This window comes from Pseudomonas sp. BRM28, from assembly GCF_002939405.1.
GTDB classification, from domain to species: domain Bacteria; phylum Pseudomonadota; class Gammaproteobacteria; order Pseudomonadales; family Pseudomonadaceae; genus Aquipseudomonas; species Aquipseudomonas palmensis.
The window spans coordinates 4329757-4342574 of sequence record NZ_PEFV01000001.1 but is presented as its reverse complement, the minus strand read 5'-3'; the positions used below and the strand labels follow the sequence as shown (position 1 = coordinate 4342574).

The window sequence follows — 12818 nt, the reverse complement described above, 5'->3', positions numbered from 1 at the left end:
GCGGTCTAGCGCTTGGCGATGATGTACACCGCGTGCACGATCCCCGGAATGTAACCGCACAAGGTGAGCAGGATGTTCAGCCAGAAGGCGCCACCAAAACCCACCTGCAGGAACACGCCCAGCGGCGGCAACAGAATGGCGAAGATAATTCGGATCAGGTCCATCGGGCAGCTCCTTGTCTAAAGTCCTAACTACAGACTGCAAGCACCCCCCACTGGTTCAAATAGCCATCCCCCATAAAAAAACGCCCCAGGCCAAAAGGATCAGGCCCGGGGCGATGCGCAGGAACGCGAGACGGTTCGTTGAATTCGGTACGGCGCTACCGGGTCAGGCACGCCGCTGGTTGAGTTGCGCCGTGTGCACACGGGCAAAGGCACGCGCCAGGCGCAGCAGCATTTCGTCGATGTTGCCGCGGCTGACGGTCAGCGCCGGCGAAAAGCGCAGCACATTGGCCTGCGCCGCATTGAGCAGCAGCCCTTCCTGCAGCGCCGCCTTGACCAGGGCCGCGGCCGAGTCGTCGCTCAGCTCCAGGCCCCACAGCAAGCCCTGGCCGCGCACCTCGCCCTGGCCATAACGCCCCGCCAGGTGGCTCAGGCCATCACGCAGGTGCCGCCCCGACGCCTGCACCTGCTCCATGAAGCCCGGCTCCAGCACGGCATCGAGAATCGCCAGGCCCGCCGCACTCATCAGTGCATTGCCATGGTGACTGCCTTCCAGCTCGCCGGCCTCGGCGCAGCAGGCCGTACCCCGCGCCAGCAGGGCGGCCAGCGGCACACCGCCGCCCAGGCCCTTGCCCAGGGTGATGATGTCGGCGCGCACGCCGTAGGTCTGCTCGGCCAGCAGCGCGCCGCAACGGCCCACGCCGGTCTGCACCTCATCCAGGATCAGCAGGATGCCCAGTTCGCGGCACAGGCGCTCGACACCCTTGAGGTACTGCTGGGTGGCCGGGATCACCCCGGCTTCGCCCTGGATCGGCTCGAGCATGATCGCCACGGTACGCGAGTCCACTGCTGCATGCAGCGCGGCCAGATCGTTGAACGGCACTTTGCTGAAACCCGGCAGGCCGGGCTCGCAGCGGTTGCACGCCGACGGGTCGGAGGCCGACAGCGCCCCCAGGCTGCGCCCGTGGCAGCTCTGGCGCGCAGTGATGATGTGGTAGGCGCCATTGCGATGCAGCTGGCCCCACTTGCGCGCCAGCTTGATCGCACCTTCGCAGGCTTCGGCACCACTGTTGAGCAGGTAGGCCTGATCGCTGCCGGTGCTCTGGCACAGGCGGTTGACCAGGCTCAACAGGCCACGGTTATGAAAGCCGGCGCCGGGGTTTATCAATGCCTGGGCCTGGCTGCTCAGTGCCTGCACCAGCGCCTTGGGGCTGTGCCCGAGGCTGTTCACCGCGCAACCCTGGGTGAAATCCAGATAGGCGCGGCCTTCGTTGTCCCACAGCCATGAACCCTGGCCGCGCACGAACACCTGTGGCGCACGCTCGGTGGCCGGCATCAGGCATTCCCGCGACAGCTGCTCGGCCTGGGCCAGTGCCACCGGCGCCGGTGCCTGCTCGGCAGCGCGCGCCGCCTGGCGACGCAGATTGAACAGGTTCATGCGCGCAGCCCTTCCAGCGGCAGGCCAAGCAGGCGCGCGGCCCAGTCCTCGACCTGGCCGCTGCGCAGGCGCTTGATCGCGATGTCGCGCCAGCGTGACGAGAGGGCCGGACAATCCACCAGCTTTTTCAAACCCGCATGCTCCAGAGGTTCACGGTAAAAAGTATGCAGTGCCCAGGCCACGGTCAGGCCCGGATAGCTGCGTTGTATCAGTTCGAACGGCTCGTCGGCGCTGACGAAGCCAGGCTTGAGCACCCGGTAGAACCAGCCGCAGCGCAGCGCGTCCTGCGCCTGTTGCGGCAGGTTCGGCAAGCCCCAGCGATGGCTCAGGCGGTAGCACGGCGAGCGCGGCTGGCTGACCTGCAGCAGCGCCCCGCCCCAGCGGAACATGTCGCCCAGGCAGACGTGCTCTTCGGTAAGGCCGCGGGTCGAGAGGTTTTCGCCAAAACCCGGCGCGCACCAGTCGATCTGTGGATAACGTCGCCGCCACCAGGCGTAGTGCTCGGCCGGATAGTGGTGCAAGGCCCGCTCGGGGCCGGTATGGAAGCGCGGGTCGCCGTGTTCGTCGCTGCCCAGCCCCTGTGGCCATAACCACAGCCTTCTTGCAACCTGTTCCTTATCGATATCGGTGAGTAACCCATAACCGACATTTTTTGCCTTGCCTATGTAAACGCCATCCACATACACGGTATTCATCGCGCCTTCTGGCCCTGTAAACCTTGTGAATACGGGATAGACTAGGCTTCTCGCGGGCCTTCGGCCATTTCGTTTTTCGAGCTTTTTTGATAAGTATTGCTTATGGATTTTCGCCAACTGCGTTATTTCGTCGCGGTGTATGAAGAAGGCCATGTGGGCCGGGCCGCCGAACGCCTTTCACTGTCGCAGCCAGCGCTGTCGCAGCAGATCCGCCAACTCGAACACAGCCTCGATGTGAGCCTGTTCGAACGGGGCAACAAGCGCCTGTTGCCAACCCTGGCCGCACACACACTGTACAACCACGCCCTGCCCCTGCTCGACGGCCTGCAACGCGCCCGCGAGGCGTTGCGCAACTTCCGCGGGCAGGCCTTGCGGACCCTGGCCATCGGCGTGCTGCAGACGGTACGGCCGAGCCTGGTGCCGCAACTGCTCGACCGCCTGCGCAAGGCGCAACCACACCTGGTGGTGCAGATCTACGAACTGTCGGGGCTGGAGATCGAACGGCGCCTGCTCAACGGCACCCTGGACATCGGCATCAGCTACCTGCCGCCGCGCCAGCCGGGCCTTCACGGCCTGCTGCTGTACGAAGACGAGCTGCAACTGGTGATCCCGCACACGCACCCGCTGCGCGAATTCAAGAAGGTCTCGCTCAAGCAGGCCGCCGAACTGCCCATGCTGATGCTGGGCGAAGAGTTCCAGGTACGCCAGATCTGGCAGGCGCAACTGGCCAACCTCGGGCGCCGCCCGCAGGTGCAGGCCGAGATGAACAACATGGGCGGGATTCTCGACAGCCTGGCGCATACCTCGCTGGCAACCGTGTTGCCGGGGCGTGCGCGCGACGCCACGGACGATCCAGAGCTGCTCTGGAAGCCGCTGAGCGAGCCGCGGGTGCCACTGAAGGTAGGCTTGGTGTTTCGCGATGCGCAGCGCCAGCAGGCGTCGGTGGAGTTGCTGCGCAATCTGCTGGAGGAAGAGATCGACCCTCGCCAGATCGGCGGTTCACCTCTGGATGTGCTCGGCTAGAAAAAACCCGGGCAAAAGAAAACCCCGCCGAAGCGGGGTTTTGCAGACTGTTTCCCTGACATCCTTTTCGTCCCGCCGTCCTGGCAGGAAATCCTTCCGTGTCCCTGTTATGTACTGTGCGCATCCTGCGCGACGTCCATGAGGTGAAGATTAGCTGTGGATCCAATCTTACGGAAGAGGCCAAACGTCACCACGTCATGTAAGCAAATGCTTACATGACGCCGTCAGATCAAAACTGTTCCACGTCGAGCAGGTACAACGACTCGCTGCCCGCCTTCACCGAAGCGCTGAGCGAGTGAATACGCGGCAGCAGGCGGGCGAAGTAGAAGCGCGCGGTGCCCAGTTTGCTGGCGTAGAAGTCGTCCTCACCCTGTTTGGCCAGGGCCGTGCGGGCCATCAGTGCCCACATGTAGGCATAGGCGGTGTAGCCGAAGGCGTGCAGGTACTCCACCGACGCCGCGCCGATTTCGTTGGGGTTCGCCTTGGCGCGGTCGAGCACCCAGGCGGTCAGGTCGTCGAGGCTGTCCAGCGCCGTCTCCAGCGGTTTGACGAACTCGCCCAGCGCCGTGTCGGCGGTGGCGATGAAATGGCGGATCTCGTCGGCGAACAGTTTGTAGAACGCCCCGCCGCTACCCACCACCTTGCGGCCCATCAGGTCCAGGGCCTGGATGCCATTGGTGCCTTCGTAGATCTGGGTGATGCGCACGTCGCGCACCAGTTGCTCCTGGCCCCACTCACGAATGTAGCCATGGCCGCCGAACACCTGCTGGCCATGCACGGTCACTTCCAGGCCCAGGTCGGTGAGAAACGCCTTGGACACCGGCGTCAGCAGCGCCACCAGGTCTTCGGCGCGCTTGCGGGCCTCGCGGTCTTCGCTGAACTTGGCGGTATCGAGCTGCATCGCAACATAGGTGGAGAAAGCCCGGCCGCCTTCGTTCAGTGCCTTCATGGTCAGCAGCATGCGCCGCACGTCGGGGTGCACGATGATCGGGTCGGCAGTCTTGTCCCTGGCCTGGGGCCCGGTAGGTGCACGGCTCTGCAGGCGGTCGCGGGCGTATTCGATGGCGTTCTGGTAGGAACGCTCGGCCGATGCCAGGCCCTGGATGCCGACCCCCAGGCGCTCGTAGTTCATCATGGTGAACATCGCTGCCAGGCCCTTGTTCGGCTCGCCGACCAGGTAGCCCACGGCGCTGTCGAAGTTCATCACGCAGGTAGCCGAGGCCTGGATGCCCATCTTGTGCTCGATGGAGCCACAGGTGGCCGGGTTGCGCTCGCCCAGGCTGCCATCGGGGTTGACCAGGAACTTGGGCACCAGGAACAGCGAGATGCCCTTGGGCCCGGCCGGGGCATCAGGCAGCTTGGCCAGCACCAGGTGGATGATGTTCTCGGTCAGGTCGTGTTCGCCGCCGGTGATGAAGATCTTGGTGCCGGTGACCTTGTAGCTGCCGTCGGCCTGCGGCTCGGCGCGGGTACGGATGATGCCAAGGTCGGTACCGGCGTGGGGCTCGGTCAGGCACATGGAGCCGGCCCAGACCCCGGCGTACATGTTGGGCAGGTACCGCGTCTTGAGCTCTTCGCTGGCATGGGCGTTGATCGACAGGCAGGCACCGGCGGTCAGCATCGGGTACAGGCCGAAGGCCAGGCTCGAGGAGTTGACCATTTCTTCGACCTGGGCAGAGATCACCTTGGGCATGCCCATGCCGCCATAGGCAGGGTCGCCGCCCACGCCCACCCAGCCGCCATCGGCGTAGGTGCGGTAGGCATCGATGAAGCCGGCCGGGGTGCGCACGGCGCCGTTGTCCCAATGGCAGCCCTCTTCGTCGGCGCTGCGGCTCAGCGGAGCGATGCGCTGGCTGGTGACCTTGCCGGCTTCCTCGAGCACCGCCAGTGCGGTTTCTTCGTCGACCGCCTCGGCCAGCCCGGGCAGTTGTGCCCACAGCCGGGATACTTCGAAGACTTCGTTGAGGACGAAGCGCATATCGCGCAGGGGCGCTTTATAGTCAGCCATGGCAACCTCTCACACCTTGAGTCGGGACGGCCCCGCAGGGCCGCTACACAGTTGCGAGCCAGTGTAACCTAACAACTTTTGTGACACATAGGGTCATCTGGCGACCGCATAGTCACTTCTGGTCACGCCGTGCGCACCGCTCCACGCTTGCTCTGGTGGCCGTAGGTCATGGTGCAGTTACGCCCCGCTCCCTTGGCACTGTACAGCGCCTGGTCGGCCGACTTGAGCACCTCATCGGGGCTGCGGTGCTCGGGCAGGCGCTCGGCGGCACCGATGCTGATGGTCACCGACACGCTGCTGGCCCCGGCCGCCCCACGGCGTTGTCGCCCCTGCTGGTCGTCCTGGGGGCGGCTGTCCTGGTTGCGCAGCTGGATATTGTAGTTGGCGATCACCTCGCGCACCGCCTCCAGGTGCGGCAGGCATTCCTCGATGGTCTTGGCCGCGAACACCAGGGCGAACTCCTCGCCGCCATAGCGGTAGGCGCGGCCCCCGCCGGTGACCTTGGACAGTTTGCTGGCCACCAGGCGCAGCACCTGGTCGCCCACGTCGTGCCCGTGGGTATCGTTGAATTTCTTGAAGTGGTCGACGTCGGTCATCGCCAGCACATAGTTGCGCCCCAGACGCTGCATGCGCTCGTTGAGCGCGCGGCGCCCCGGCAGGCCGGTGAGCTCGTCGCGAAACGCCATCTGGTAGGCCTCGTGGGAGACCGCGGCGGCGATCATCAGCATCACCTGGCTGCACATGATGTTCAGGGTGAAGGGCAGGATGAAGGTCTGCGGCAGCATCCAGAAGATCCCCATCAGACCGATCACCTGCGCCGCATGCAGCGGGCGCGGTTCGCGCAGGTACTGCACCACCAGCAGGATGAAGGCGAGCAGAAACACCGGGTAGGCCAGCTGGATCAGGCTCATCCACTGACCGTGCAGCGCCGGCCAGCGGATTTCCGCGAGCCAGTTGAGCAGCGCCTGCGGGTAGCTCTGCTCCAGCCCCAGCGCCGTGCTGCCGACCGCCAGCAGCACGGCAAAGCGCGCCACCATGTCCTGGAACAGGTGCGTGCGCTCCTGCCAGGCGCCGTACAGCGCAAACAGGATGGGTAGCAACAGGCACACCAGGTGGAACACCACGGCGGCGTCCTGGCGTACCACGCCATTGTCGCGGTAGTAGTCGGTCTGGGTGTCGAGCAGGAAGTAGGCGATATACACCGTGACCATCAGGAACAGTTCACGCTGACGGCGGTAGACCGTGCAGTAGGCCCCGCCCAGCAGCAGCACCAGGGTTGGCAGCACGTTGAACAGCGAGGTGAAGAAGACGTTGAGGTCTCTGACATAAGCAGCGGCGAGCCCAGACACCAGCAGGAACAGTGACGGCAGAAAATGGCTCAGTCGTACAGCGGATAAACGAAACAAGGGAATCTCCGACCCGGCAGATCAAGTAATGGCATTGTGCCTTTAATGTGTCGGCAGCGCACATGAATAGATGAATATGCCGGCAGCACTTGTAACGGCAGGGTGGGAGCAGGGCTTAGCACGTATTCGTATCAGGTTCTGACTGGCGCATAAAAAAACCCGCCGGTAAGGGCGGGCTTTCTTGCTTCAGGCGATGACTCAGTACGAGAGGCCGAAGTGCTCTTCGTTCATGTCCATCAGGTTGCTCGCGCCCGACAGCATGGTTTCCACATGCGTGCGGGTCCGCGGCAGGATGCGCTGGAAGTAGAAGCGAGCGGTCTGCAGCTTGGCGGTGTAGAACGCCTCTTCGCTGGTGCCGGCAGCCAGTTTCTCGGCGGCCAGGCGCGCCATGTCGGCCCAGAAGTAGGCCAGGCAGGCGTAACCGGAGTACATCAGGTAGTCCACCGAGGCGGCACCGACTTCTTCGCGGTCCTTCATAGCGGCCATGCCGACCTTCATGGTCAGTTCGCCCCACTCCTTGTTCAACTTGGCCAATGGCGCGACGAACTCGCTGATGGCCTCGTTGCCTTCGTTGTTCTGGACGAACTTGTGCACGATCTTGGTGAAGCCCTTGAGCGCCTCGCCCTGGGTCATCAGCACCTTGCGGCCCAGCAGGTCCAGCGCCTGGATGCCGGTGGTGCCTTCGTACAGCATCGAGATGCGGCTGTCGCGAACGTTCTGCTCCATGCCCCACTCGGCGATGAAGCCGTGGCCGCCGTAGATCTGCACGCCGTGGTTGGCCGACTCGAAGCCGACTTCGGTCATGAACGCCTTGGCGATCGGGGTCATGAAGGCCAGCAGTGCGTCGGCCTTCTTCTTCTCTTCTTCGTCCTGGCTGTACTTGACGATGTCGACCTGCTTGGCGGTGAAGTACACCATCGCGCGGTTGCCTTCGGCGAAGGCTTTCATGGTCAGCAGCATGCGACGCACGTCCGGGTGGACGATGATCGGGTCAGCCGCCTTGTCCGGCGCCTTGGGGCCGGTCAGCGAACGCATCTGCAGGCGGTCGCGGGCATACTTCAGGCCACCCTGGAACGCCACTTCGGCGTGGGCCAGGCCTTGCAGCGCGGTACCCAGGCGAGCGGTGTTCATGAAGGTGAACATGCAGTTCAGGCCCTTGTTGGCCGGGCCGATCAGGTAGCCGGTGGCGGCGTCGAAGTTCATCACGCAGGTGGCGTTGCCGTGGATGCCCATCTTGTGTTCGATGGAGCCACAGGAAACGGCGTTGCGCTCGCCCACACTGCCTTCGGCGGTCGGCAGGAACTTGGGCACGATGAACAGCGAGATGCCTTTGGTGCCGGCCGGTGCATCGGGCAGGCGCGCCAGCACGATGTGCACGATGTTGTCGGCCATGTCGTGTTCACCGGCCGAGATGAAGATCTTGGTGCCGGTGACCTTGTAGGAACCGTCGGCCTGAGGTTCGGCCTTGGTGCGCAGCATGCCCAGGTCGGTACCGCAGTGCGGTTCGGTCAGGCACATGGTGCCGGTCCATTCGCCGGATACCAGCTTGGTCAGGTAGGTGTTCTGCTGCTCGGCGGTGCCGTGCTCGGAGATGGTGTTCATCGCGCCGTGCGACAGGCCTGGGTACATGCCCCACGACCAGTTCGACTCGCCGACCATTTCGCTGACCGCCAGGCCCAGCGACTCGGGCAGACCCTGGCCGCCGTGATCGACGTCATGGGCCAGGCTCGGCCAGCCGCCTTCGACGAACTGCTTGTAGGCTTCCTTGAAGCCGGTGGGGGTCTTAACGCCCGACTCGCTCCAGGTGCAGCCTTCCAGGTCGCCCACACGGTTCAGCGGGGCCAGTACCTGTTCACAAAACTTGGCGCCTTCCTCGAGGATCGCATCGACCATGTCGGGGGTGGCGTCCTGGCAAGCCGGCAGGCTCTGATAGTGCGCTTCGTAGCCCAGCAGTTCATCGCGAACGAAACGAATATCACGCAAGGGGGCTTTGTAATCAGGCATAGCGATGAACCTCTGCTGATGGATCCTTGAATAGGGAGACCGCGACATACACCGACCAGCTCTAGGCGGCTTTCGGTCAAACAGTTGTTTGAAACATACGTTTACGCCGAAACCTTGTCAAGCACCCCCATGAGGGCATTTCTGCCATGGCAGGCTACGCTCCGGCCCCGCTCGCCAGAACGCAGGCACGACAAGGCGCCCGGCCTTGGGCCAGGGCGTCGAGTCAGGATGTAGGGGTAAAACCGGGAAGATGCGAGGGCCGGCTGGCTCAGGCGTAGGTATCGATCAGCGTGCCGAGCATTTCGTCGGAGGCCTTGGCCACTTTGACACCCAGCTCGACCTGATGCTTGCCCAGGGCAAGTTCGACGGTGCTGGTGGCCAGGTCCATCTGCTGGCTGCGGTCGACCGAGCGCAGGCGTTCGGCCTGGTAGTCGCTGGACTGGCTGGTGGCAGCACGTTCGACAGTGGTGTTGGCGATCTGGCTGGCGGCCTGATCGACGCGGTTCTGGCCGCTCTGAATGGCGCCCAGGCCGGCATAGAATGCGGAACTGCCCGAGATTTCCATTTCAAACTCTCCAGGTGACGGAAGGCACAGATGATATCAACGGCCCCTATTGAAGCAGACAACCCGGCAAAAGGCCCGTCAAAAACACTAATGGCACAGTGCCCTTCAATAGACTCAGCCTAGTCGAGCAAATCCAGCTGCAGGTATGCGGCCACCGCCTCGGCGCTGGCCACCTTGAGTTTTGGCACCCGGCCCAGGCAGGGGGCCGGCAGGCGTTCGGCAAGCGAAGCCAGGTTCTCCTCCAGGCGCGAGGTGCGCGGCTCGATGATGTTCGCCACCCAGCCGGCCAGTTGCAGGCCATCGCGGGCAATCGCCTCGGCACTGAGCAGCGCATGGTTGATGCAACCCAGGCGCACGCCTACCACCAGGATCACCGGCAGCTTGAGCGCAATCGCCAGGTCCGACAGATTGGCCTGATCGGACAACGGCACCCGCCAGCCACCCGCCCCTTCGATCAGGGTGAAATCGGCGTTGTGCGCCAGCACCGTGCGCATCGGCGCCAGCAACGCCTGCACGCTCAGCGCAACACCCGCCTCGCGGGCCGCCAGGTGCGGGGCGATGGCGGGCTCGAAGGCAAAAGGGTTGAGCTGCGCATAGGGCAGCGTGAGGCTGCTTTGCGCGATCAGGGCCAGTGCATCGGCGTTGCGCAGGCCCTTGGGGGTCACCTCGCAGCCCGACGCTACCGGCTTGGCCCCAAGGGTACTCAGGCCGGCCAGACGTGCCGCATGCAGCAGGCCGGCGGCAATGGTGGTCTTGCCCACATCGGTATCGGTGCCGGCGATGAAATAGGCAGCATGCATCTCAATCCCCCTGGTGCTGCGGCTTGTGCAGTACCGCATAGACTACCTGATAGGTGGCGGGCAGTCCCTGCGGCTGGCGAAAGCGCTCGTAGGCCTGCAGCAGGCCCTGCATGCGTGCCCTGCCGGTCAGGCCGGCGGGGCGACCGGGGTTGAGGTTGTGTGCGCCCAGCGCCTTGAGCTCATGGGTCAGGCTGCGCACATCGGGGTAATGCAGTACATGGGGCCGGGCCTCCAGCCCGAGCACCTGCAGCCCGCTGTCGGCACACAGACGCTGGTAGTCCGCCAGAGGGCGGAAGCGATTGACGTGCACCAGCCCGTCCACCGCCTGCCAGCTTTCACGCAGCTCGAACAGCGTGCCCACGCACAGGCTGGCGAACGCCAGCACGCCCCCAGGCTGCAGAACCCGCTGCGCTTCACGCAGCACCGCAGCCAGGTCGGCGCACCACTGCACCGCCAGGCTGGAGAAGATCAGCCCGGCGCTGCCATCACGCAGCGGCAGACGCTCGGCATCGCCCGCCACATGGTAATGCGCGCCCCCCAGCTCACGGGCATGCAGCAGCATGCCTTCGGCGATATCCACCGCTACACCCAGCCCTTGTGGATAACGTTGCTGCAAGTGCCGGCTGAAATGCCCGGTGCCACTGCCCAGATCGATCCAGCAACGCGGTTGCAAATCGGCGGGCAGCTGCGCCAGCAGATGAGCGCCCACCGCCCGCTGCAACGCGGCGACACTGTCGTAGCTGGCTGCAGCACGGGAAAACGAGGCCGCCACCTGGCGCTTGTCGGGCAAGGCGCCGGGCAGCCTGGGCAGGGAAAGATCAGTCATCGCCACTCTCGTGCAGGAAGGTCTTGATAAAGGTCGCCAACGCCTGGGCGTGCTCCAGCAGGAAGGCGTGGGCGCTGTCCTCGACAATGCCCACCTCGACGTCCTGCAGCAGTTCGAACAGCGCCTTGGCCGCCTCGACCGGCACCAGCGCGTCGCTGCCTGCGAACAGGTGCAACTGCGGGCCGCCGAAGTTGCTCAGCGCAGCCCGGGTATCGAGTTTCCGCAATACCTCCAGGCCCGTGGCCAGGTACAGCGGGTCGGTTGCCGGCACCCCCACCTCCAGCAACCGCGCCAGGCTGCGCGGCGCCTGGGCGCCCTGGCTGCACAGCGACTTGAAGCGCTTGAGCGTCACTTGCGTATGGCTACGGCAACCGTCGAGAAAGGTATTGAAGGTGTCGGTCGGCATGCCATGGGGCCAGTCCGCACGGGCCACGAAGCTGGCGTTGCTGCCCAGCGTCACCAGCCCGCAGCAGTGATCGCCGCGTCGCGCCGCCAGCTCGGCGGCGAGCATGCCGCCCAGCGACCAGCCTCCCAGCCAGGTGTCGGTAGGCAACGTGCGGTCCAGGTGATCCAGCCATACAGGCACGTCACTGCCATCCAGCTCCGGCAGAGGCACCAGCTCCACGTGCAGCTTGGCATCCAGGGCGCGCAAGCTCGCGGCCAGCGGCTCCAGTGCAGCGGTACCCAGGCCCCAGCCCGGCAACAGAATCAGTCGATCACGCATCAGCAGGCTCCAGCAGCGAATGACACTCGGCCAATGCATTCAACAATAGCTGTACCTGCGCGGCGCTGTGGGCGGCGGTCAGGGTCACGCGCAGCCGGGCACTGCCGGCCGGCACCGTCGGTGGACGGATCGCCGTGACCATCAGCCCGCGCTCGCGCAACATCGCCGACAGCCGCATGGCCCTTGCGGCATCGCCGATCAGAATCGGCTGGATCGGCGTGAAACTGTCCATCAGGTGCAGGCCGATCTGCTCGGCACCCTGACGGAACTGGCGGATCAGCGCCGCCAGGTGCTCGCGGCGCCAGTGCTCGTCACGCAGCAGTTGCAGGCTCCTGAGCGTGGCGCAGGCCAGGGCCGGTGGCTGGCTGGTGGTATAGATGTACGGGCGGGCGAACTGGATCAGGCACTCGATCAGTTCCTCACTGCCGGCGACGAACGCACCGGCGGTACCGAAGGCCTTGCCCAGGGTGCCGACCAGCACCGGTACCTGCTCCATGTCCAGGCCGAAATGCTCCACCACGCCACCGCCGTGGCGGCCCAGGGTGCCGAAGCCATGGGCATCGTCGACCATCAGCCAGGCGCCCCTGGCCTGCGCCTGGGCAGCCAGTGCCGGCAGGTCGGCGATGTCGCCGTCCATGCTGAACACGCCATCGGTGACCACCAGCGCATTGCCGGTGGCCTTGTCCAGGCGCTTGCCGAGGCTGTCGGCATCGTTGTGCAGGTAGCGGCTGAAGCGCGCGCCACTGAGCAACCCGCCATCCAGCAGCGAAGCATGGTTGAGGCGATCCTGCAGCACGCTGTCGCCCTGCCCCACCAGCGCGGTCAACGCACCCAGGTTGGCCAGGTAGCCGGTGGTGAACAGCAGCGCGCGCGGGCGACCGGTAAACTCGGCCAGGGCCAGTTCCAGTTCATGGTGCGGCGAGCTGTGGCCGATCACCAGGTGCGACGCCCCGCCGCCCACGCCCCAACGCTCAGCGCCCGCACGCCAGGCGTCGATCACCTCGGGGTGGTTGGCCAGGCCCAGGTAGTCGTTGCTGCAAAACGCCAGCAACGGCGTGCCGTCCACCATCACCTGCGGCCCCTGCGGGCTCTGCAGCAGGGGGCGCTGGCGATACAGCGCCGCAGCGCGCCGTTGTTCCAGGCGCGCACTCAGATCAAAGCTCATGGC

12 protein-coding genes are annotated in these 12818 nt (G+C 65.0%); 1 reads left to right on the top strand and 11 read right to left on the bottom strand.

From position 1 onward, the window contains the following. Nucleotides 1-5: 5 nt before the first annotated feature. The 3 genes from CR917_RS20365 to CR917_RS20355 all read right to left on the bottom strand — a co-directional run bounded on the left by CR917_RS20365 (nucleotide 6) and on the right by CR917_RS20355 (nucleotide 2294). A complete protein-coding gene (locus CR917_RS20365; protein WP_011063854.1) occupies nucleotides 6-164 on the bottom strand; it encodes a YqaE/Pmp3 family membrane protein in 159 nt (52 codons plus the stop codon). Nucleotides 165-327: 163 nt separating this feature from the next. Beyond that, on the bottom strand, nucleotides 328-1599 hold the full coding sequence (locus CR917_RS20360; RefSeq protein WP_043863689.1) for an aspartate aminotransferase family protein: 1272 nt from the start codon (nucleotides 1597-1599) through the stop codon (nucleotides 328-330). Then, on the bottom strand, nucleotides 1596-2294 hold the full coding sequence (locus CR917_RS20355; protein ID WP_058541823.1) for an MOSC domain-containing protein: 699 nt from the start codon (nucleotides 2292-2294) through the stop codon (nucleotides 1596-1598). Before CR917_RS20355 ends, CR917_RS20360 begins: the two co-directional genes overlap by 4 nt. A 102-nt stretch (nucleotides 2295-2396) precedes the next feature. Here CR917_RS20355 and CR917_RS20350 point away from each other — a divergent pair, with 102 nt between their 5' ends. Next, nucleotides 2397-3317: a LysR family transcriptional regulator gene (locus CR917_RS20350; RefSeq protein ID WP_043863687.1), complete on the top strand. Its 921-nt coding sequence runs from the start codon at nucleotides 2397-2399 to the stop codon at nucleotides 3315-3317. A gap of 229 nt (nucleotides 3318-3546) precedes the next feature. Here CR917_RS20350 and CR917_RS20345 read toward each other — a convergent pair whose 3' ends face one another. From CR917_RS20345 to bioF, 8 genes are all read right to left on the bottom strand, one after another. Further along, nucleotides 3547-5325, bottom strand: a complete 1779-nt coding sequence (locus CR917_RS20345; protein ID WP_104572862.1) for an acyl-CoA dehydrogenase C-terminal domain-containing protein — start codon at nucleotides 5323-5325, stop codon at nucleotides 3547-3549. Between the two features lie 122 nt (nucleotides 5326-5447). Next, the gene (locus CR917_RS20340) at nucleotides 5448-6731 is read right to left on the bottom strand and encodes a GGDEF domain-containing protein (protein WP_043863685.1); all 1284 of its coding nucleotides are present in this window, start codon (nucleotides 6729-6731) and stop codon (nucleotides 5448-5450) included. 198 nt (nucleotides 6732-6929) lie between these two features. Beyond that, nucleotides 6930-8735 (bottom strand): phenylacyl-CoA dehydrogenase, encoded by a 1806-nt coding sequence (locus tag CR917_RS20335; protein WP_104572861.1) that lies wholly within the window; start codon nucleotides 8733-8735, stop codon nucleotides 6930-6932. 268 nt (nucleotides 8736-9003) lie between these two features. After that, complete coding sequence (locus CR917_RS20330; protein ID WP_043863683.1) at nucleotides 9004-9300, bottom strand: hypothetical protein; 297 nt, start codon at nucleotides 9298-9300, stop codon at nucleotides 9004-9006. Between the two features lie 119 nt (nucleotides 9301-9419). Beyond that, a complete protein-coding gene (gene bioD, locus CR917_RS20325; protein WP_043863682.1) occupies nucleotides 9420-10100 on the bottom strand; it encodes a dethiobiotin synthase in 681 nt (226 codons plus the stop codon). Nucleotide 10101: 1 nt separating this feature from the next. Next, on the bottom strand, nucleotides 10102-10926 hold the full coding sequence (gene bioC / locus CR917_RS20320; RefSeq protein ID WP_078480862.1) for a malonyl-ACP O-methyltransferase BioC: 825 nt from the start codon (nucleotides 10924-10926) through the stop codon (nucleotides 10102-10104). After that, the gene (locus tag CR917_RS20315; protein ID WP_058541820.1) at nucleotides 10919-11650 is read right to left on the bottom strand and encodes an alpha/beta fold hydrolase; all 732 of its coding nucleotides are present in this window, start codon (nucleotides 11648-11650) and stop codon (nucleotides 10919-10921) included. The genes bioC and CR917_RS20315 overlap by 8 nt, the downstream gene beginning before the upstream one ends. After that, complete coding sequence (bioF, locus tag CR917_RS20310; protein ID WP_054915978.1) at nucleotides 11643-12815, bottom strand: 8-amino-7-oxononanoate synthase; 1173 nt, start codon at nucleotides 12813-12815, stop codon at nucleotides 11643-11645. The genes CR917_RS20315 and bioF overlap by 8 nt, the downstream gene beginning before the upstream one ends. Between the last annotated feature and the right edge of the window lie 3 nt (nucleotides 12816-12818).

What these genes read in the sequence shown, in the direction of transcription:
- CR917_RS20365 (WP_011063854.1), bottom strand. Translation starts at nt 164, where the DNA reads ATGGACCTGATCCGAATTATCTTCGCCATTCTGTTGCCGCCGCTGGGC.
- CR917_RS20360 (WP_043863689.1), bottom strand. Translation starts at nt 1,599, where the DNA reads ATGAACCTGTTCAATCTGCGTCGCCAGGCGGCGCGCGCTGCCGAGCAG.
- CR917_RS20355 (WP_058541823.1), bottom strand. Translation starts at nt 2,294, where the DNA reads ATGAATACCGTGTATGTGGATGGCGTTTACATAGGCAAGGCAAAAAAT.
- CR917_RS20350 (WP_043863687.1), top strand. Translation starts at nt 2,397, where the DNA reads ATGGATTTTCGCCAACTGCGTTATTTCGTCGCGGTGTATGAAGAAGGC.
- CR917_RS20345 (WP_104572862.1), bottom strand. Translation starts at nt 5,325, where the DNA reads ATGGCTGACTATAAAGCGCCCCTGCGCGATATGCGCTTCGTCCTCAAC.
- CR917_RS20335 (WP_104572861.1), bottom strand. Translation starts at nt 8,735, where the DNA reads ATGCCTGATTACAAAGCCCCCTTGCGTGATATTCGTTTCGTTCGCGAT.
- CR917_RS20330 (WP_043863683.1), bottom strand. Translation starts at nt 9,300, where the DNA reads ATGGAAATCTCGGGCAGTTCCGCATTCTATGCCGGCCTGGGCGCCATT.
- bioD (WP_043863682.1), bottom strand. Translation starts at nt 10,100, where the DNA reads ATGCATGCTGCCTATTTCATCGCCGGCACCGATACCGATGTGGGCAAG.
- bioC (WP_078480862.1), bottom strand. Translation starts at nt 10,926, where the DNA reads ATGACTGATCTTTCCCTGCCCAGGCTGCCCGGCGCCTTGCCCGACAAG.
- CR917_RS20315 (WP_058541820.1), bottom strand. Translation starts at nt 11,650, where the DNA reads ATGCGTGATCGACTGATTCTGTTGCCGGGCTGGGGCCTGGGTACCGCT.
- bioF (WP_054915978.1), bottom strand. Translation starts at nt 12,815, where the DNA reads ATGAGCTTTGATCTGAGTGCGCGCCTGGAACAACGGCGCGCTGCGGCG.